This is a genomic window from Streptomyces sp. NBC_00631, from assembly GCF_045206895.1.
Taxonomy (GTDB): Bacteria; Actinomycetota; Actinomycetes; order Streptomycetales; family Streptomycetaceae; genus Streptomyces.
This window is the reverse complement of record NZ_CP107734.1, coordinates 10,968,743-10,988,460: the sequence shown is the minus strand read 5'-3', so window position 1 is coordinate 10,988,460 and position 19,718 is coordinate 10,968,743. Positions and strand designations below refer to the sequence as shown.

The 19,718-nt window shown below is 69.0% G+C and carries 14 protein-coding genes and 7 pseudogenes; 11 read left to right on the top strand and 10 right to left on the bottom strand.

Translation table 11 applies throughout. The features are described 5' to 3' along the window. Positions 1 to 131 precede the first annotated feature (131 nt). Together OHB00_RS49645 and OHB00_RS49640 are read left to right on the top strand one after the other, a co-directional pair. Entirely contained in the window at positions 132 to 1,358 is a 1,227-nt protein-coding gene (locus tag OHB00_RS49645) for a flavin-containing monooxygenase (protein WP_406445448.1), read from the top strand. A 682-nt stretch (positions 1,359 to 2,040) separates the two neighbouring features. Further along, positions 2,041 to 3,039, top strand: coding sequence for a hypothetical protein (locus tag OHB00_RS49640; RefSeq protein ID WP_406445446.1), 999 nt, complete (start codon positions 2,041 to 2,043; stop codon positions 3,037 to 3,039). A 544-nt stretch (positions 3,040 to 3,583) separates the two neighbouring features. Here OHB00_RS49640 and OHB00_RS49635 read toward each other — a convergent pair. Then, positions 3,584 to 4,861: pseudogene (locus OHB00_RS49635) on the bottom strand (IS701 family transposase). A 52-nt stretch (positions 4,862 to 4,913) separates the two neighbouring features. Then, a complete protein-coding gene (locus OHB00_RS49630; RefSeq protein WP_406445444.1) occupies positions 4,914 to 6,035 on the bottom strand; it encodes an IS630 family transposase in 1,122 nt (373 codons plus the stop codon). A gap of 129 nt (positions 6,036 to 6,164) precedes the next feature. Here OHB00_RS49630 and OHB00_RS49625 point away from each other — a divergent pair. The 3 genes and pseudogenes from OHB00_RS49625 to OHB00_RS49615 form a co-directional block, all read left to right on the top strand. Continuing rightward, positions 6,165 to 6,335, top strand: a pseudogene (locus OHB00_RS49625) (ATP-binding protein); the annotation flags it as partial. Between the two features lie 182 nt (positions 6,336 to 6,517). Beyond that, complete coding sequence (locus tag OHB00_RS49620) at positions 6,518 to 7,369, top strand: class I SAM-dependent methyltransferase (RefSeq protein WP_406445442.1); 852 nt, start codon at positions 6,518 to 6,520, stop codon at positions 7,367 to 7,369. Positions 7,370 to 7,509: 140 nt separating this feature from the next. After that, positions 7,510 to 7,977: pseudogene (locus OHB00_RS49615) on the top strand (transposase); the annotation flags it as partial. Between the two features lie 31 nt (positions 7,978 to 8,008). On the opposite strand, the gene OHB00_RS49610 reads toward OHB00_RS49615, so the two are convergent. Together OHB00_RS49610 and OHB00_RS49605 are read right to left on the bottom strand one after the other, a co-directional pair. Next, a complete protein-coding gene (locus OHB00_RS49610) occupies positions 8,009 to 8,296 on the bottom strand; it encodes a hypothetical protein (RefSeq protein ID WP_406445440.1) in 288 nt (95 codons plus the stop codon). Between the two features lie 534 nt (positions 8,297 to 8,830). Next, complete coding sequence (locus OHB00_RS49605) at positions 8,831 to 9,676, bottom strand: hypothetical protein (RefSeq protein WP_406445438.1); 846 nt, start codon at positions 9,674 to 9,676, stop codon at positions 8,831 to 8,833. 419 nt (positions 9,677 to 10,095) lie between these two features. Between OHB00_RS49605 and OHB00_RS49600 the strand changes: the two are divergent. Further along, positions 10,096 to 10,336 (top strand): annotated as a pseudogene (locus OHB00_RS49600) (helicase associated domain-containing protein); the annotation flags it as partial. 338 nt (positions 10,337 to 10,674) lie between these two features. Then, positions 10,675 to 11,333: pseudogene (locus OHB00_RS49595) on the top strand (transposase); the annotation flags it as partial. Between the two features lie 385 nt (positions 11,334 to 11,718). Here the strand turns inward: OHB00_RS49595 and OHB00_RS49590 are convergent. Next, a pseudogene (locus tag OHB00_RS49590) lies at positions 11,719 to 12,173 on the bottom strand (lamin tail domain-containing protein). 476 nt (positions 12,174 to 12,649) lie between these two features. On the opposite strand from OHB00_RS49590, the gene OHB00_RS49585 reads away from it, so the two are divergent. After that, on the top strand, positions 12,650 to 13,600 hold the full coding sequence (locus OHB00_RS49585) for a hypothetical protein (RefSeq protein ID WP_406445437.1): 951 nt from the start codon (positions 12,650 to 12,652) through the stop codon (positions 13,598 to 13,600). Positions 13,601 to 13,604: 4 nt separating this feature from the next. Then, positions 13,605 to 14,783 carry a CapA family protein gene (locus tag OHB00_RS49580; protein ID WP_406445435.1) on the top strand — a complete coding sequence of 393 codons (1,179 nt, stop codon included), beginning with the start codon at positions 13,605 to 13,607 and terminating at the stop codon, positions 14,781 to 14,783. 29 nt (positions 14,784 to 14,812) lie between these two features. Here the strand turns inward: OHB00_RS49580 and OHB00_RS49575 are convergent. Then, positions 14,813 to 15,277, bottom strand: a pseudogene (locus OHB00_RS49575) (LysR substrate-binding domain-containing protein); the annotation flags it as partial. A gap of 124 nt (positions 15,278 to 15,401) precedes the next feature. Here OHB00_RS49575 and OHB00_RS49570 point away from each other — a divergent pair. Next, on the top strand, positions 15,402 to 15,563 hold the full coding sequence (locus OHB00_RS49570; protein ID WP_406445434.1) for a hypothetical protein: 162 nt from the start codon (positions 15,402 to 15,404) through the stop codon (positions 15,561 to 15,563). A 14-nt stretch (positions 15,564 to 15,577) separates the two neighbouring features. Continuing rightward, the gene (locus tag OHB00_RS49565; RefSeq protein WP_406445433.1) at positions 15,578 to 16,087 is read left to right on the top strand and encodes a hypothetical protein; all 510 of its coding nucleotides are present in this window, start codon (positions 15,578 to 15,580) and stop codon (positions 16,085 to 16,087) included. A 323-nt stretch (positions 16,088 to 16,410) separates the two neighbouring features. On the opposite strand, the gene OHB00_RS49560 is transcribed toward OHB00_RS49565, so the two are convergent. From OHB00_RS49560 to OHB00_RS49545, 4 genes are all read right to left on the bottom strand, one after another. Next, the gene (locus tag OHB00_RS49560; protein ID WP_406445432.1) at positions 16,411 to 16,875 is read right to left on the bottom strand and encodes a transposase family protein; all 465 of its coding nucleotides are present in this window, start codon (positions 16,873 to 16,875) and stop codon (positions 16,411 to 16,413) included. Then, on the bottom strand, positions 16,797 to 17,180 hold the full coding sequence (locus tag OHB00_RS49555) for a GNAT family N-acetyltransferase (protein WP_406445430.1): 384 nt from the start codon (positions 17,178 to 17,180) through the stop codon (positions 16,797 to 16,799). The genes OHB00_RS49560 and OHB00_RS49555 overlap by 79 nt, the downstream gene beginning before the upstream one ends. A 154-nt stretch (positions 17,181 to 17,334) precedes the next feature. Beyond that, positions 17,335 to 18,048 (bottom strand): alpha/beta hydrolase, encoded by a 714-nt coding sequence (locus OHB00_RS49550; RefSeq protein ID WP_406445429.1) that lies wholly within the window; start codon positions 18,046 to 18,048, stop codon positions 17,335 to 17,337. A 47-nt stretch (positions 18,049 to 18,095) separates the two neighbouring features. Beyond that, positions 18,096 to 19,718 (bottom strand): alpha/beta fold hydrolase, encoded by a 1,623-nt coding sequence (locus tag OHB00_RS49545; protein WP_406445427.1) that lies wholly within the window; start codon positions 19,716 to 19,718, stop codon positions 18,096 to 18,098.

Here is a 19,718-nt window from a genome sequence, read left to right as displayed (position 1 = left end):
CCGATCCTCCGCGCGACGTCTGCCGCCCGGTGTCCAACGAGTCCGTACCGCCGGTGTAACGGCGGTCACCCGGTCTTCTGTAACTGCCAGTTGGGCGTGACGTACGGCGCGGTCTGCCGTTGTAGGAGGCGATGCCCCCGACACCACAACGAGACCTCAGCGCTCCCACGATCGTGATCGGAGCCGGCCCCCACGGCTTGGCGGCAGCCGCGCTACTGAACCGCTCCGGAGAGCCGACCGTGATCCTGGAACGGTCGCACGGCGTGGGAGCGAGCTGGGCGCAGCGCTATGACCACCTACGCCTGCACACCACTCCCGGCACCTCGAAGCTCCCCGGCCTGCCGGTGCCGCGCCAGGCGGGCCCGTGGGTGAGCCGGGACGACTATGTGCGATACCTGGAGCGCTACGCAGCCCATCACCGACTCGACGTCCGTGTGACCACCCCGGTGCAGCGCGTCGAACGGGCCGAGCCCGGTTCGGGAGCACAGTGGCTGGTCCACACCCCCGCCGGACACGTACCCACTGGCGCGGTCGTGGTGGCCACCGGCCGCTGCCATACCCCTGACCTCCCCCGCTGGCCCGGGCGTTCGACGTTCACCGGCACCCTGCTGCACTCGGCGCACTACCGCTCTCCGGCCCCTTACCGCGGGCAGGACGTCCTGGTGGTCGGCGCCGGTAACAGCGGTACCGAGATTGCAAGTGTCCTGGCCGGGGGCGGAGCTGGGCGGGTACGGATCGCAGTCCGTACCCCACCCAACATCCTGCCCCGCTCCAGCGCCCGATGGCACGCGGCCGGCCGGCTGACGGAGGCCCTCCCCCTCGCGTGGCGCGACCGCACCTCTCTGCTCACCCAGCGTCTCGCGGTGCCCGACCTGACCTCACGGGGACTGCCCCGGCCCTGCATCGGCCTGTACACCCGCAATGCCCGTGAAGGGGTCAACCCTGTACTCGATCACGGCTTCGTGGACGCCGTCCGGTCCGGTCGGGTCGAGCCGGTCGCGGCCGTCCAGGCGTTCGAGGGTTCCGAGGTAGTACTGGCCGACGGTACCCGGCTGCGACCCGACACGGTCATCGCCGCCACCGGCTACCGGCCCGACCTGCACGACCTGGTCGGGTCCCTCGGCATACTCGACGAGGCCGGGCATCCCCTCGCCACAGGGGCACGGACCCATCCTGAAGCCCCGCGCCTGTACTTCGCCGGATTCACCAATCCCCTCACGGGTGTCCTTCGCCAGGCGGGCATCGAGGCGCGCGCCATCGCCCGCGCGTTCCGCCACGAGAGGGCGCGGGCAACCCTCCCCGCCCCCCGGCTTGGCGACCGCCCGGCCGACGCACTCAACAGGCGCGCGTCGAGCTGACAGCGCTTCGGAAGCCTGGCCATTCTGCGGCGTTCCCGGCATGGCGATCGGACGCCGAGATGACGGTGGAGACAGGGCTGCACGCTTCGGCGGACCTGGGCCAACGAAGTTTGATCTGTGCCATCGAAGATTGATCACCAGTAACTTCGTGCCGCCGAAGTTTGATCGGCGCAGGGTGCTGGTGGCCAGGGGCGGCGGCGGGGCAGCTCGCGGATGCGTACGCAGATCCGGGCCGTGGAGCTTTTGACCTGGGGTTCTTCGAGGGTGGCGTACAGGTTCGGCGGCTGCCCGCCGCCTGCTGGGGTGTCCGTTTCGAGCTCGCAGTGCCAGTGCGTCCGTTCCGCTGGCCCAAGGGCGGAGCGTGTCGCGCCGAGGCGTAGTGGCTCAGCCCATCTGACCTGGGACGACTCGGTTGGATGGCAATGACCAGTACCGACCGGGTCGGGTGACTGCGGACACCACTGACACAGGACAGCTGTGACAGCGCGTGTTGATCGTTGTTACCCAAGGTTGATGATCAGTACGTTCGGGTCATCCAAGTCCGAGACGCGCAACCTGGGCATTTGACCTGTCCTCCATGAGGCCCGAACGAACCGAACCCGTCAGTGCCCAGCGCACGAGCGCCCGCGCCAAGCCGTTTCGAGGGGGGGGACTGGCCAGGCCGCGGTCCAAGGAGCGACGAGTGGCAGTATCAGACGTGTTCGGCATGCCGGATCCGAACGTTGAGTTGGCCGCGCGGGCTGGCGATGCGGCCGCAAGGAGACTGCTGGGCGAACATCACGATGCCAGGGGTTCATACGAGCTGGCCAAGCAGTGGCTGCTTGCTGCGGCGGAGGCTGGAGATCCGGAGGCGATGCATGACCTCGCCCAGCACTACAAGCTCAACTCCGAGCTGCTCTACTCCGAGCTGATGAAAGCCGGCCAGGCCGGGCCGCCCGTCATGGAGTACTGGCTGGGGCGCGCTGCAGAGGCAGGCCATGTTAGGGCGATGATGGACCTCGCTGACTTGTTGATGGAGAAGGGGCAGGCAACCGAGGCGGAACACTGGTACCGAGCAGCGATCGACAACGGCCGCACGTTTGCGCGCATCTACCTCGTCTCCCTCCTGATCAAGCAGGACCGTCTGGCCGAAGCCGAGCCGTATGCGAGGCTGGAGGCCCAAGCGGGCTCGTGGGAAGCTGCCCGACAATTGGCCGAGATCCTCGAAGAGCTCGGCCGGACTGAGGAAGCCGCTGTCTGGCGTTCGCAGGCCGAGACGCTGGCCCGCAGCACACCTTTCGTGCAGGGAGCGCCGGAACACGCGGTGGTGGTGGTGACCGCGGTGGTCACCACAGCCGTCGTGCCATTCCTTCAAGCCGTCACAGCCAAGATCGCCGAAGATGCTTACGGGCAGGTCCGGCAGCTGGTTCGCCGGCTGTTGCGCAGGAACGGCAGGAGCAGCGACAGGAACGAGGCGGCGTCGCCCTCTGCACCCGCCGAAGGCGCCGAACCGGGCCTTGCCATCCTCCAGGATCCGGATGCAGGCATCACGCTCTTCCTTTGGTCGAATGCGTCGGACGAGGCATTGAGGGCTCTTTCGTCGCTGGACCTGGCTGAGCTGACGCTCCATAGGCCGGGTCAGGGACAAGTTCACCTGGTGTGGCATCCGGCATCCGGCACGTGGCACATCCGCGGCTCATAGCGGATAGTGACCCACGCCACTCACGTTTCGATGGCACGGGCTCAAGGTTCCGTGGCACAGGACATTCGATGCCCTGTGCCACTGAAACTCGAGCGCGTGCCATTCAACCTTGTCCGGAGTGAGTCCGTGCCAGCGAACCTTGACCGAGCCGGTCAAGGCCGATGGCGTGACCACCGCGGTATCCGCCGCGTTCTTCAGTCGTGAAGACGACACTGATCAAGCTTGCGACCATGTCCGTGATGGCTCTTGCCGTCGCCTCGACCGCCGCGAACCCCGCCCAGGCTGTTCCCTCCTCGACACCTGTCCGCCCTGTAACTGCGCTGGACGGCCCCTCCGGGGGAGACGGGAATTCTCTCTGCGGGGTCAGCGGCATTCTCGGGTGGTTTGGGGGCATGATCGGTGGAACTGACACGTGCGGCGACGAAGACCAGGACAGCGCCTTCAGGCGCATTCTCTAGTAGGACTCCGTTAGGTCTGCCTTGATCTTGGTGTGGCCCTGCTGGGCAGAGGCTGGTGGCAGGTGGCGCAGACGCCGGTCAGCAGTTCAGCAGACCCTGGAGGGCGTCAAGGATCTGGTAGAGGGTGAGTCCGCTGTGTCGGCTTTTGGGGCCAGCCGCTGCTCGGTGAGGAAGGCATGGGCGGCGGTGACCAGGGTGACGTGGTGATGCCAGCCCGGCCAGGAGCGGCCTTCGAAGTGGTCCAGGCCCAGGCCGTGCTTGAGTTCGCGATAGTCGTGCTCGATGCGCCAGCGGATCTTCGCCACGCGGAACCAGATCGACGATCGAGGCGTCGTCGGGCAGGTCGGACAGCCAGAACCGGGTCGGTTCGTTCTCACCGTCGGGCCACTCGGCCAGCAGTCGCACCTCGGGCAGGACGCCGTCCCGCCGGCCGTGCCCGGCCACCGCGGCTGCCTGGGCCAGCCGACGCGAGCGTACCCCGGCCGGCCGGACCCGCACCGCGAGGAAGCGGGAGGTCATCGGGCCTCGGGAGCCTTCCCTCCAGGTCACCTCGCTGAAGGCTTCCCGTCCGGCGGCCGCGGCCAGTTCCGTCACCGTCATCGGTGGATGCCGGTAGCGGGGCACCGGCCGGCGGCCGGTGCCGGACCAGGCGGCGACAGCGGGAACCGCCTCATGCGGCTGGACGGTGATGTCGCCGCGAATGCCGACCACGTAGGCGTGTCCCCGCTCGGCCAGCCCAGCACGGAAGTCGGCGTTCTGGCCGTAGCCGGCATCCGCCACCACGACCGGCGGCATCAGTCCCATCCCGCCGGTTCGTCCAGGGCATCCAGTGCCAGCCGCCACTTCTCCCGGTGCCCGACGTCCTCGGGGATGCCGGTCCGCCGACGCCGAACGGCGTCATCCGCCCATTCCCGGGGTAGGAACAGCCGCCAGTTCAGCGGGCACGATGCCACGTCGGAGACCGCATGCACGCTGACCGCGACCTGGCAGTTGGCCTGTTTGCCCAGCGCACCGCAGTACTGGGGAGCGACCCCGACCGACATCCTGCCGTCCTTGGGGAACGACACGTCATCGATCGCCCAGGCGTCAGGGCCGATCTGCGGCACCATCCGCTCGGCGACCCGCCGACGCACCGGCACCGGATCCCACGTGGACTGGTTCACGAACTGCTGCAGGTTCTGCTCGTTGCCGTCCGGCAGCCGCGAGGCCATGGCCTGGATGGACTTTCGGCGACCGTCCATCATCAGTCCCCGCAGATAGCAGTCGCCCTTGGCCCGCTGGTCCTTCCGCGGCACCGAGGCGAACACATCCGCCACGAATAAGGCCAACACCGCCCGAACACGGTTCACTTCATGTGCGTCCACACACTCACCGTGCCCCTGAGCAAGGTCAACACACAGACCTAACGGAGTCCTACTAGTGTCCTGCGCCAGAGATCCGTCGGCAGAGGCGGGCGAGGGAGTCGAGGATCTCTTCGGCGGTCTTGGTCCAGATGAACGGCTTGGGGTTGTCGTTCCAGTCTTTGACCCAGGCCCGGATGTCGGCCTCCAGGGCATGGATGGTCTTGTGTGCGCCGCGGCGGATCATCTGGTGGGCCAGGTAGCCGAACCACCGCTCGACCTGGTTGATCCACGAGCTGCCGGTCGTGGTGAAGTGCAGTTCAAACCGGGGGTGTTTGGCGAGCCAGGCCTTGATGGCGGGTGTCTTGTGGGTGCCGTAGTTGTCCACGATCAGATGGACCTGCAGGTGGGCGGGCACCGTCTTGTCGATCCGGATCAGGAACTTCTTGAACTCCACCGCCCGGTGCCGGCGGTGCAGGGCGGTGATGACCTCGCCCGTGGCGACGTCGAAGGCGGCGAACAAGGTGGTCAAACCGTTGCGGACGTAGTCATGGGTGCGCCGCTCGGGCATGCCCGGCATTATCGGCAGCACCGGCTGGGACCGGTCCAGGGCCTGGATCTGCGACTTCTCGTCCACCGACAGCACCACCGCCCCCTCGGGCGGGTTGAAGTACAGACCGACCACGTCGTAGACCTTCTCCACGAACAACGGGTCCGTCGAGAGCTTAAAGGTGTCGGCCAGATGCGGCTTGAGCTGGAACTGCCGCCAGATCCGGCCGACGGTCGACTTCGACAGACCACTGTGCTCAGCCATCGATTTCCGCGACCAGTGGGTGGCGTTCTTCGGCAGTTGTTCCAGCGTGGTGACCACCACCGCCTCCACCTGATCGACGCTGATCACGGGCGGCCGGCCCGGCCTCGGCTCGTCAGACAGCCCGTCCAGCCGCTCGGCCAGGAAGCGCCGCCGCCACTTGCGGACGGTGTCCGCCGTCACCTGAAGATCCCGGGCGACCGCAACGATCGGCGGCACCTCCGGCCCCGCACAGGCCAACACGATCCGGGCCCGCAGAGCCAAGGCCTGGGCCGATGTCGCCCGACGCATCCACCGCTCCAACTCCGCCCGCTCCTCAGCAGACAGCAGCAACGGCTCCAGCTTCGGGCCCCGACGAGGAACTGACGCACCAGCAGCAGAAGTCACACAACTACTAACGATCAACTACTGGCGCAGGACACTAGTGCTCTGGCCGCATAGACACCTCACGACCCCAAGTCGTCAAGCCGCAGCGGCCAAGTCGGTTGGGAATGCGGTGTTCTCATCGAACAGTTCGCGTCGAACGAGAGTTTCAGCGGCTGGACCAAGACCTTCACCGACCCCCGGCTCTGCGCGGCCATCGTCGACCGACTCACCTTCGGCGGCAACCTCATCCAGACCGGCACCGAATCCTACCGCCTGGCCCTCACTCAGGCTCGGGCCGCCGCACACGACGCCTCCGGCTGACGTCGCACCATCAAACCCTTCCTCGGCGGAAGCTGTCGGCTCAAGAGCCTGTCAAGGCGGAGGCACCTGATCTTGCCCGTCGTGACCAGTACGGCGAATGTGCACGCCTGACCGACTGGCCGCGCATGAACCCTGGCTCCACTCATCAGCTCCCCTTGGGATCGATCATCTAGGCTGGCGCGGTGACTGATGAGCAGGAGCGGGTGCAGCCGTCGGGAGTGTGGGCCACGGCGGTGGGGGTGGCCCGGGTGCGGGCGCTGGAGACCGAGCGGGAGAACGCGCTGTTCCGTGACCCGCTGGCTCAGGCTTTCGCCGTCGCTGGCGGCCTGTGGCCCTCCTCGCCGCCGCTGCCCGATGACGAGGCCGCGCGACGCCGTCGGCTGGCCGTGGCGTTCTCCATCGTCATCAGGACGAAGTTCCTCGACGACCTGTTGCAGCAGGCCTCCGCGTCCGGGGTCCGGCAGGTCGTGCTGCTCGGCGCCGGCATGGACAGCCGGGCCTTCCGGATGGACTGGCCCGAGGGCACCCGGCTGTTCGAGGTCGACACCGCCGCGCCACTGGGCTTCAAGGCTTCGGTGCTGCGCCAGGAGCGGGCCGCCGCACGCTGCGAGCGGATCACCGTCGCGGTGGATCTGCGTGAGGACTGGCCAGGCGCGCTGGCCGCCGCAGGGCACGACCCGGCGGTGCCGACCGTGTGGATCGCCGAGGGACTGCTGATCTATCTGCCCGAGGACGCGGTGGAGCTGCTGCTGGCCCGGATCAGCGCGCAGTCGGCGGCGGGCAGTTGGATGGGGCTGACGTTGGGCTCGCGCGGCGTGATCGAGCGCTTCGGCGCGGACGCCGTGCCAGGATCGGCGGCGTCCATGTGGGTCTCGGAGATGCCCGACGACCCGGTGGGCTGGCTGGCCGGGCACGGCTGGGAGGCCGACAGCCACACCCTGCGCGAGCGCGCTGCCACCTACGGCCGCCCGATCAGCACCCCGCCGCAGCGTGAGGAGCGGCCCGGCGGACTGATCTCGGCGGTCCGCCGTTAGAGCGCCTCCTCCCGGTTCCCCACCGAGGACGTAAGCACATGACCGGTGTCAGTTCTCATCGACATTTTCCGGCCCTGTGATCATCAAGTGCTGCCCGGACTCGGTGATAAACGGTGTCGCACATCAGTTACGAAGCCAGCGTGCAGTACTTCCACGGCTGCTACTCGGTCGGCGACGACCGGCTGTGGGGCGTCAACCACCGTAGGAAGGGCGGGGTGAACACGCTGGCCGCGCTGAAGTCCATCCGTGCCGCCCGACCTGACGGCGCGCCGATCTACGTGATCCTGGACAACCTGTCTGCCCATAAAGGCGTCGATGTCCGCCGTTGGGCGACGAAGAACAAGGTCGAGCTGTGCTTCACGCCGACCTACGCGTCCTGGGCCAACCCGATCGAGGCGCACTTCGGACCGCTGAGGCAGTTCACCATCGCCAACTCCAACCACCCCAACCACCCGGTGCAGACCCGGGCCTTGCACGCTTACCTCCGGTGGCGCAACGCCAACGCACGCCACCGTGATGTCCTGGCCGCCGAACGCAAGGAACGCACCCGGATCAGGAGCGAGAGAGGTGTCCGCTGGGGCGGACGCACCCTCAAAGCCCCAGCCTGACCCGACCCGGCCGCGCGGTCTCAGCACCAGCTCAGTCGGACAGTGGTGGTGACGCAGAACCCTGCTCGGCCCTGGCCACTCGTTCCTCAAGGGCCCGGATGCGGTCGTAGAGATCGACCAGAGTCACGCCGTCGGCAACCACGCCGGGGCGCTGCCAGTGCCTGCGCACAAATTCCTCTCGGCTCTCCTGCTCCGACTGCTGGAATCCGGCCGGAGCCGAGACGTGTGGTGACGTCGCCGCGCCCCGCATGGACTCGATGCGCCGGAGCGAGGCCTTTTGCAGCTTCAGTACAGCCACCGCACCGAGCACGATGACCACGAGAGCAGCGACAGGTATCAGCAAGAACCAGCCAGCCGACATGAGAACCCCCCGAGTCCGTTGCACTATGTCGAATCGACCCTATCGGTCCTCGGCCACGTCCGGAGTCAGTCCTTCCGGTGGTGGTGCCGAAGCTTCTCTGCGGTTTCTTGACCCCGTGCCGCTTGTGTCGACGCAAACCCGGCCAACGTTCGCGGCCACCGCACTAGCCCCACCGGTCGCCCCGCCCAGCCCACAGCCCCCCGCCGGCACCCAGCCCCTCTTGCGCACCGCAATCCCGCACTCCAAGAATCACCATATAATCGAGCGATATAGATGAAAACGACCTCTGATCGTCGTTTCTCGTGGTGTCGTCGTCCCTGCAGTGAGCGTCGGGCGTCGCACAGTCAGTCATGCAGGGACTGGCTGGTCTTGACGTCGCACCTTCCCCGGGCTGGCGGAGCCGGGCAGGGCAACGCGGAAGCCCCGTGCCGTTCCCCGCGACGCGGAAGGCGGCACCGCAACGGTGTCGCCTTCCGCGTCGGCGGCGCGTGGTCAGTTGCTGAAGCTGAGGACTACGCAGCCGGCGCCACCGGCGCTGCCGTCGTAAGCGGTGCTGCGGCCGCCGTAGCCACCGGTGCCACCGACTCCGGCCTGCGCTCCGCACGCCTTGTAGGGCAGCGAGGTGCTATAAGGCACCGTTCCCCCGGCGCCGCCTGCTCCGCCGGTGTCGCTGGTAGTGCCGTCACTGCCGCTCTTCCCCTCATTGCCGACGATCCCGGTACCCGTGAACGTGCCGACCCTGCAGGTGGTGGTGCCGCCGGCGCCACCCCTACTACCCCGGCCTTCGTAGCCCTGGCCGTTGCCGCCGATGAAGATGCCCCGGCCGCCGCCGATCCCGCCGGCGGCGGGCAGGGCCTCCACGGAGGTGGGGTCCTCGGTGCTCTCTCCGAACGTGACCCTGGTCGTCTCCCCGATGCCGCCGCCGGATCCGTGTGTCGAGGCGCTGAGGCCGCTGCCGCTGCCGACGCCGCCGGAACCACCGGCACCGCCACGACCGACCTTGATCACGATGTCCTGGCCCGCGTGGTAGGGGCCGCCGCAGGTGATGATGCCGCCGGTGCCGCCTCCACCACCGCCACCGCCACCGAATCCGCCCATGCCGCCGCCTCCGCCCCCGCCCCCGCCACCTGCACCGATCAGCGAGACGGTCAGGATGTGGTACCCGCTCGGGCCCGTGCAGGTGTACTCCCCCGCGCGGTTGTAGGTGGTCGGCGCAAACGTGGTGCCGACCGCGCAGGCAGATGCAGCGGCCGCGGCCGCCTGTCCCCCGCCGCACAGCGCGCTGGCCGCCAGGGCCGTACCGGCCGCGCACAACGCGGCCGCCTTCTTGATGAACACAGCAGATCTCCCTCTGAATGAGTCGCTACTACGGGGTTGGTGCGTGGCCAGCACGCCACACAGCAGCCGGGCGTACACCATCCGCTCGGGCTCGAGCGTCAATGCCACTGAGGGCACCGCGCCTTGCGGGCGTGGCCGCCGCGTGCCCACTGCCAGCCGCTATACCTCTCGGCTTGCCGACGCCGGCAGCCACCCTTCGCTCCTGCGCACGCCCGTCTCCTCTCGTGATCACCACATCGGTGATCCGAGATCTACCGGTGCACGCGCCCCGTCCCGGCCAGCCCCGGGCGCACCTCACCCGGACGGCAGACGCACCTTCACCGGAGAAACGATCCTCACCCCCGCAAGTGCAGCAGAACCTCAACCAACAAACCCCCCGCCCAGCGTCAACCGGCCACCTCGCTCCCCGGCAGGGCGCGATGTGGGCGCAGCAGGCGTTCCAGCGCGGCTTCGCGGCCCTCACGCAGTGGGTGGAGCGGGAAGGCGCCGGCCGGCCGGCCGGCGCCAAGAGGCCACAGCGAAGAGATCACGGTCGACGGCGAGACGGAGCCGATGGTCGTGAAGCTGGGCGTATGGGTCTCCAACACCAAAGCGCGGCGCGACAAACACACGGCGGAGCAGCTGGACGCGCTGCACAAGCTAGGCATCGCCTGGGCGTGACGCCGGTACCACCCGACCATTGAGCCGGACGGTAGGAGCTGAGGCCCAGCATCGGGCGGGTCTGGGGAGAAATGGTGAGTTCGCCCGTGCCGACGCCGCAAGGGCCGGCCCCGTTCCTGACGATCCACACGGCGTCGTCCTTCTGACATTTGGAATCGCCCCATCGACGCGGGCGCAGTCGCGGTGAGCTCGGAGAAGCCTCCGCGGCCCAGAACGGAGCAATGCTCATGACCTGTGGATCGGCGTCGGGAGACATGCGAAGGGCCTACCTTCCCGAATGATCCTGTGATGGTCATCGAGTAGGCCGACGTTGGCGCGTCGGTCGGGAAGGCACGCCCGTGCTCACCGTAGTGAATGACGACGGCTCCACGCGAGACGGCTCCTTGATCGACGAGATCGTCCGTGAAGGCGCTCGGCGGATGCTGGCCGCCGCGTTGGAAGCTGAAGTCAACAGTTACACAGCCGAGTTGGCTGATCAACGGGATGGCGACGGTCGCCGTATGGTCGTGCGCAACGGCTACCACCAGCCGCGCAAGGTCACCACAGTCGCCGGGGCGGTCAAGGTCAGGGCCCCCGAGTGAACGACAAGCGCGTCGACGACTCCACCGGGGAGCGCAAGCGGTCCGCATCGGCGATCCTGCCGCCCTGGTGCCGGAAGTCCCCGAAGATCAGCGAGGTGCTGCCGCTGCTCTAGCACGGCCTGTCTTCTGGTGATTTCGTGCCCGCGCTGGAGCAGTTTCTCGGCTCCTCGGCCGGTCTGTCGCCAGCGACGGTGACGCGGCTGACCACGCGGTGGCAGGCCGACCACACCGCGTTCCAGGACCGAGACCTGTCCGCCACGGACTACGTTTACGTGTGGGCAGACGGCGTGCACCTGCGGATACGCCTGGAGGAGGCGAAGGCCGCGGTGCTGGTGCTGATGGGTGTGCGTGCGAACGGCACGAAGGAGCTGATCGCGATAGCGGACGGCTACCGCGAATCGTCCGAGGCGTGGGCGGGCCCCGCAGCGAGCCGTGGCGGGAGGCCGTGTCCACCGCACTGGTCGGCCCTTGGTGCGATCCACTGTGGGAGCCCGGGCACCTGCCGCACTCCGCGCTCGGCGCGCTGAAGGCCGAGGCGCGCGTCCTGCACCGGCAGTTGGTGCCGGTGTGGCGGCGGCGCACCCGGCATGGGCGGGTACTGTCCCTGGACGCCGACCTCGGCGGCCTGTCGCTGTACGACCTGGTCGCCGCCGACGTTGACCATCTGACGCACACGGCGGGCGGGGTGTTCGCGGACGAGCGGCTCAACCGCGTGCTGCGCCGCCTGGATCCGGCCGAGCTGCGGGTGGTGGTCGCGTACGCCGCGGGCGAGGGCACCACCTGGACGGAGGCCGCGGGGGATCAGCGGCGCATGCTGCTGCCGTTGCGGTGCTCCCCGCGGTCATCACTGCGGTGGTCGCGGTCGTCGCCGCGGTGGTGGCCCCAGGAGACCGCGTCGACCAGGCGGTCGCGGTCGTTGCGCAGGGTTGCGGTGTCGGAGTCGTTGTTCCACACGTAGGTGCGGCGGTCCTGGTAGACGTCGGTGGCGCTGTCGCGGCCCTCGCCGGTGTGGACGCGGACCGTGGCACGCCCGTCCAGGCGGAAGTGGCGGAAGGTGTAGGAGTGACCGGCCGCGTCCGTCAGAGTCCAGTGATCCAGGTTCACCGCTCGTACTGCACCTTGCTGATGACCACATCGTGGTGCGGACGGGCCGGGTGCTGGCCCGCGGCCGCGGCCGGCAGCGCGAACGCACCCATCACGGCGCAGGCCACGGCAGCAGCAGCGACCAGACGACGGGCGGAAACAGATACGGACATGGCCCCTTCTCTGGGCCGGACACCACCAGCACCTGCAGCAGTAAAACCGCAGGCCACCGATGGCGCGTTGTGCGGGTCGGCGGCCGGGTCGGCCGCGCACCCACACCCTGCCCACCATGCACAGGCGATGTGACGGTTACGCGAAGCCCGTAACGGATCCTGCATATTCCTATGACTCTCGCCTGCAACCTCCATGTATACGCTGAATACAGACGATTGACGGTTTGTCACCGGCAGATCCCGTACTGGCGCGGGATCACCGAGCCGGGCCGGTACGTCAACTGCTGCGCCAGGCTCGGGCCGTCACCTGAAAGTGCGTAACAGCCGCCGAGGTCATGCCCTCGCCAGGTATCGCGCCGGCACCTTCCCTCCCGGGACAACCCTCCGCGTCAGTCGGCCGCTCAGAGCGTGCAGTGGACGATCGCGTACACGGCCCCGGCCGCCGGTTGGCTTGAGCCGGCAATTAGCCTCGGCGGATGATCCCTGCGCGGCATCCGAAAGTCATCACGCGTCACCGTGACAGGCGCATCCTTGCCTACGTGGTGGACTCCGGCACGCCCGGGACGCTGGTACCCGCTGCGGTGTTCCAGCCGCAGGCCGACGACGAGGTCGTGGAGTCGGCAGTCCGGTCCGATCTTGAGCGCGTCGTGTACACCACCCTGAACAGGGTCGTCTGCCTTACGCGCGGTGGTGACCTCGTCTGGGCAGCCGACTTCGAGCCGCGATCCGCCGTGCGTCATGGTCACCGGCCTGGCTGCGCGCTGTCCCTGGACGGCCGGACGGTGTGGGTCTACCGGCCGGACGCGATGGCGGGACGCGCCGGCGCAGACCAGTGGATCGTGCACGACGCCGACAGCGGGGCGGTCCTTGCCCGGTGGGAGTTGGAGACCGTCGGGCACGGTGCCGAGCACCTTGTGCACCCCGTGGACGGCAGCGTCTACCTCGACATCGGAGAGGGCCAGGACGGCTCTGTCATTCTCCGAGGCACGATCACGGTTGCCGGCGAGCCGGATTTTGTGGCGTACCCGTGGAGCGACCGGATTCTCATCGACCTGGCGCCGGACGGGGAACAGTTCATGACCGTCGACCACGGACAGGAAGACGTCGCCTTCCACCGCCACCCCACCGGTGAGGTGCTCTTCACCTTGTCCGTCGAAACCTTCGGGTACGACCCGCAGGAGACCTTCGTGGAATGGAGCGGCGGCTACCTGACCCCGGATACAGCCATCGTCACCCTGGGCGGTCAGACCGAGGACGAGGAGGAGTGGTTCCGCTACCACCTGGTCGACGTACGCACCGGCACGCTCGGCGGCGAAATCCCCGTCGACGCGAGCAGCCCGTACGAGCTGCTGCCCTTGGGCGAAGGCTCCTGGCTCACCAATGGCCCCGTCGGCCATCCCGTCCGTTGGACCCCGCTCGTAACATGAGCCAATGATCAGGTCCGTGGAACAGCGTCGCCGGCAGTGGCGCGAGCGGCAGAAGCCGGTGCGCCGTCGCCGTCTGTTCGCCCTCGGTCTGGGCGGGACCGGCGTGGCGGTGATCGCGGCGCTCGTGTTCCGCGCCGGCGCCGAGGACGCGGCCTCCCTCGGGGCGGCCCGGACCACCCTCCGGACGACCGGGACCACGAGGCCCGGTGCACCGGCGCCGCCGCGCCCTGCCGGCGACGTGCGGATCGCCGCCGTGGGGGACATCGTCATGGGCTCGCTGCCGGACGACCTGCCGCCGGATGACGGCGCCTCGTTCTTCGACCCTGTCCAGGACCTGCTCGCCGGCGACGTGGTGCTCGGGAACCTGGAGGGCACGCTCACCAACGGCGGTTCCAGCAAGTGCGACCACATCGACGGCCCGAACTGCTTCGCGTTCCACGCCCCGCCGTCGTACGGCCGCTGGTTGAAGAAGGCCGGGTTCACGCTCCTGAACACGGCGAACAACCACATCGACGACTTCGGGGCGGAGGGGCGGCACGACACGTTCGCCGCGCTGCGCTCCGTGAACCTGCCGTTCACCGGCCGCCTGGGCCAGATCACCGTCCAGCGGGTACGCGGCCTGAGGGTCGCGGTGCTCGGGTTCGCTCCGGACCGAGGGGCGAACGACCTCACGGACATTCCCGAAGCACAGCGACTCACCGCCCGTGCCGCGGCGATGGCGGACATCGTGATCGTCACGATGCACGCCGGTGCGGAGGGCTCGGACCGCACCCACGTGGAACCCGGAACCGAGTATTTCCTCGGTGAGGACCGCGGCGACAGCTACCGCTTCAGCCGCGCGGTGATCGACGCCGGCGCCGACCTCGTCGTGGGCAGCGGCCCGCACGTGATGCGGGGCATGGAGTTCTACAAGGGCCGGCTGATCGCCTACAGCCTGGGGAACTTCTCCGGCTACAAGGTGCTCGGCCTCGGCGGCACCCTCTCCACCAGCGGCGTACTGCACGTCACCCTCCGCGCCGACGGCACCTACGTGTCCGGGCGCCTGCGCCCGACCCGGATCGTGGAGCCCGGCACGCCGGAGCCGGGCGGCGAGGCGATCGACCTCGTCTCCAGCGTGTCGGACGAGGACTTCGGCCGGCACGCCGCCCACATCTCGCCGGACGGGACGATCCAGCGCCCGTAGCCGGACGCCGGCAGGGTCGTCCGTGGTCGTCAACCGAGCTCGACGGCCCGGCGGCGGAGCGCCCCTTCCGCGGACGCGACCGCCCGCAGTTCCCTCACCAGCGCGCGTACGACGGCGGAGCCGGCCAGGTGGGAGGTGGTGACATAGCCGATCCGGCGGGTCGGGCGGTCGGGGCCAAGGTCGGTGATGCGGAGCAAGGCCAGGGCTTCGGCCAGGGAGAGGGCGGGCATGATCGCCATGCCGTGGCCCGCGCTCACCAGGGCGCGCACCGCGCCGTCGTCCTCGGCCTCGACGGTGGCCTTCGGGATCCAGTCCTGTGCGGCCCACCAGCCGCGGGTGTACGAGCCGCAGTTCTCGGCCCAGTCGACCAGCGGCAGCGAGCGCGGATCGGCGCGATACGACGCGTGCACCAGGGCGTACGACTCCTCGAAGAGCCCGCTCGCGGCCAGTCCCGATGACAGCGGCACCGAGCCGCCCAGCGTGGCGATGGCGAGGCGGCACCCCGGGGTGGAGCGGACTCCACCACCGGTCCGGGTGGCCGCATCCTCCTGGCGGCGCACCGGCCGCGGGAGGGTTGTTCCCACAAGGCCAGCCCCTCCGCACGGACAGGACGTCACGATGCCGCACACCAACGCCGCCCCGGTCCGCAAACCCCGCACCGCCCGCCCGGCCCCGGGCACCCCCGCCCCGGCCCGCCCGGCCACGACCACCCACGTCATGCCCCTCTGGGAGGCCATGGCCCTGCTCTTCGCTCCCGCCAAGAGCACGGAACGACCCTGAGCCGCCGCCTCACCATGCACAACCAGAAAGAGCACCGGGCCACCACCCCCACCGCCCCCGGCCCGCTGGCCTCCTTCGCCCGGTTCGTGCTGTTCGGCGGCGGCGTCGGCCTCCTCTCCAGCAGTGCCGTGACCCTGCTGGCCGACACCATGCCCTGGACGCTGGCCAACGCCGTGATCACCGTCGCCTCCACCGTCCTGTGCACCGAACTGCACGCCCGCTTCACCTTCAACACCGGCAAGCGGCCCGGCCGGCACGAACACTGGCAGTCCGCCGGCTCCGCCGCCGCCGCCTACGTCGTGACCTGCACCGCCATGTTCCTGCTCCACCTCTTCCAGACCTCCGGCACGCTGACAGAGCAGATCGTCTATCTCGGCGCCTCCGCCCTCGCCGGCCTCGGCCGCTTCCTCTTCCTGCGCCTGTACACCTTCGCCGCCGGCCACCGCAGCCGGACCCCGGCCACGACCCCGCCCCCGAAAGCGAGCCTCACCCCGCCGCCGCTGACTGTACTCGCCACGGCCTGACGCGGACGCGCCCACGATCCCGGCAGGACAACGGCCAACCCGGAGGGGAAACCGCCCTGCGTGTGCATGGCGGTCCCGGCAGCGGCGCGGGTGCCACCGCCGAGCGCGCCAGCAAGTTCCTGACGGCGGTCGGCTGCCGCGTTGAAGGTCCAGTTGTTCGCCGCGTTCACACGGGGCTGACGTGCGAGTCGTCGCTGTCCTGCGCGCACGGAGAACCCATTGAGACATTTTCAACCTGACGTTGCAGGTCGCGGGGCTGGCGTGGGTCGTGGATGGGGTGCTCTTGCCGGTCAGGGACGTGATCGTCGGCGGGTGATCGTCCGTCAGCGGCTGACTTCGGCGTTCGTCAGTACGAGCAGAGCGCGCAGAAGTGTGGTGGCGTGGCGGGCATTCATGCGGATCTTGGTGAGGATCCGCCAGTTCTTCAGGTCGGCGAAGCCATGCTCGTTCGCCGCGCGCTCGCGGCTGACCAGCCGGTTCGCCTCCTTCTGGGCGGCGGTGAGCGGATGGCCGCGGAACGCCCGGCGGCCGGTGATGATCACTGCATCGTCCGGGTCGTCGTCCAGGCCGACGAAGCCGAGGTCGGCGAGGGCACCGAGGGCGGCTTCCCGCAGGTGGGTGCTGATCTTGTTGTGGCGGGCGGTGGTGATCTCGCTGGAGCGTCCCGGCTTCGCCGACGAGATCCACACCAGGTTGCCGCGCTCGTCGGTCAGGGCGAGGAACAGCAGGCCGTGAGCTTTGTGTTTGCCCGAATGAGCGAGAGGCGGCGAAACGCGAGGTTCAGGCACGCACGGCCCGCTTCGCCGGCGATCCCGCGTCTTTGGGCCCGTGGGTGCAGGGCGAAACCAAGGTCGACCCCGTATTGGGGCCGATTTCGCAGTCCCACCCGGCCGAGAAACGCGTGCGTTGCGGCATCCCTGACCGCGAAGTCGCCGTAGCCGTGTCTAGCCCAGTGGGCGACGTGATCGTCGCACATCGTCTCGGCCGCAGACCGACTGTCCGCCCGGCCGGTCGCCAGCCATCGCATGACGCTGTCCTGACTGACCACAGCTTCGAAGAGATCCTCGCTGTCCCCTCGGCGAATCGGCTCCATCACAACCCTCTGGGTGCGCAGAACGGGTCCACTTAACCGGGCCACTCAGCAACTCCTCTCGACCGAGGACTGAAGGAGCGTACCCAGCGACTCAGGCCAGACCCCGCCGCTCGACAACAGGCGTCTTCAGCTACAACGCCTCTGTTACAGAACGTCATAGATCACCGGTTCCGACACAGCGTGTGACTCCTTCATTGGGCCGACGCGGCGTGTTGGCGGCGTGCAGCTCTTGCAGGAGTTCAACCATGAGATCGGGTTGTCCGACGAACGGGGAGTGGTCCGTCTGCCATTCACGCACGTGGGTGCAGCGCGAGGCCATCTTCCGTTGCAGGACCGGGTCGATGGCCCGGTCCTGTGTGCAGACGACGTAGGCGGAGAGTGTGCGCTTCCAGCTCTGCCGCTCCGGGATGCCTCGTCCGCAGCCGGGGGCTTGGGCACGCAGGAGGCCGACCGCCCAGGCGGCGAGAGGTTCGGGACAGTCGCCGTAGAGGGTGTCGGCAGCCCGGTCGGGGTGCAGGCTGGTCGAGCCGTCGGGCTCAGGGGTGATCGCGTCCTGGAGCTGCGGGGACGCGCCACCTAGACCGGCCGCGCTCTCGCCGACATCCGGCACGAAGGCCGCCAGATAGACCAGGTGGCCCGCCCCGCGCACCCCGGTGATCACTGATCCGCCGTAGGAGTGACCGAGCACAGTCGGAGGCTCTGGTAGCGAGTCGATGACAGCCTGGACCGCGGCTGTGTCAGCTGGCAATGAGCCCCGGTGGAGCTCGGGAACGACGACCTCGGTTCCTGCGCTCCGCAAGCGTTCTGCCACCAGGGCGAAGTGTTCGGGACGGTGATACAGGCCATGAACGAGCACTACGGCGGCCAATGCGCACGTCTCCTCGGGTCGGTGTCAGACGAGTGATCCAGGGCCGGTCAGCCGTATCGCTGCAGCAGTCCGTCCACGTACGCAGCCAGCCGTTCTCCCAGCACCTCGGACGTCAGGTCGTCTCGCCCCAGGTCACGCCACGGCCCGGCCAGCTTCGCCGCGTCGGGGCAGTAGTGCAGGGCATCGAGCAGCCGCCAGTACAGGTGGTCGGAGTCGTCCGCGAGGCCGCGGCCGCCGTGTGCCTCGTACCGCTCGCGGAAGTTCAGCCCGTACGCCGGCCCGTGCAGCAGCGCGAGCGCGGTCGAGCAATGCGCCACGTCCAGGTCGGCAGGTCCCCACGAGGTCTCGACCCAGTCCACGACACCAGTGATCCGCAGCCCCGTCCCGGCTCCCGTGAAGAGCACGTTCCCGGGGTGGAAGTCGCGGTGCAGAAAGCAGCCTTCGTACGGTGGCGGATTGCGGCGGATCACATCCACGGCACGCTCCGACAGAGAACCGTTCGGGGTACGGACGCGCTCCGGGGACGTCCACGCCTGGTAGGTGCGCGGTCTTTCGTCCGGTACGACGCCGTGGACGCGGACGAGCTGGGCCGCGAGCAGGTCCAGGCGCAGGTCGAGGTCCTCCTCGTCCACGCGGACGCGGCCCGGCAGCGCTGACATCAACAGGGTCGGGTGATCGCAATGTTCGGCCGTGGCGTCCACAGCGACGAACCCGGGAGCCGGGATACCTTCCCGCCCGGCGAGCAGCGCCAGGACGGACGCCTCACGGGCGAGCATTCCGGGGCCGTGGTGGCGGAAGAACGGCTTCACGAAGGTGCGTTGCACCAGGTCCGTGTCGTCGTCGAGCGTGAGCCGGCGCATCTGGGAGCTCCAGCCACCGGACAGCAGGCGCGAGTCGGCGACCGAGCGGCCGTGGCCGAGCTGCTTGGCCACCCACCCACGCGTCGCCGTCCAGCCACGGTCGTCGAGGCCGGTCAACACCGCCCCGACGAACCCCCGCCGGTCCTCAGCGCGATCGCGGAACCACATTCCCAGCTGGTGCTGCGCGTCCGGAAGGTCGAGCCGCGTGTACTGTGCGCGCGCGGTCAGCGCGTCCTGTACGGCCTCGGTCACCGCGGTCGGGATTACGGCGTCCGTGCCCGGCACGGCGAGCACCGCCCGGCCCTCGTACGCCCGCAGCACCTCAAGCGCGGGCGCCTTACGCCAGCTGTCCGGCTGCCGGATGATGCCGCTGAACGGGCCGTTCCCGTCCCCGAAGGGCACGTCCCACGCCTCGGCCGTATACACGGCGGGCGCGCACAGTCCCAGCGCCGCCACCCGATCTCCGTAGTGCCGGACGAGATCGGCCACGGTCTGGCCGCTCATGCTGAACCCCACCAGGACCAGCCGCCCGTCCTCCCCCGCGTACGCATCGATCACCGCGACGGCCTGCTCGAACCGTCGCCACAGGCTTAACTCGCTCAGTTTGCCGGTGCTTTCGCCGTGCCCGGAGAAGTCGAAGGCGACCCCTCGACAGCCGTGGGCCACGAACTCTCGCACCAGAGGAAGCAGTCGCTCCGTGCTGCTGGTGCCTGCGCCATGCAGCACCACGGCGGTGACCCCGGACGGATCACCGCCGTACACACCGCTGAGTCGTTCACCGTCGTGGTCGTGTGTGAAGTCGAAGAGCAT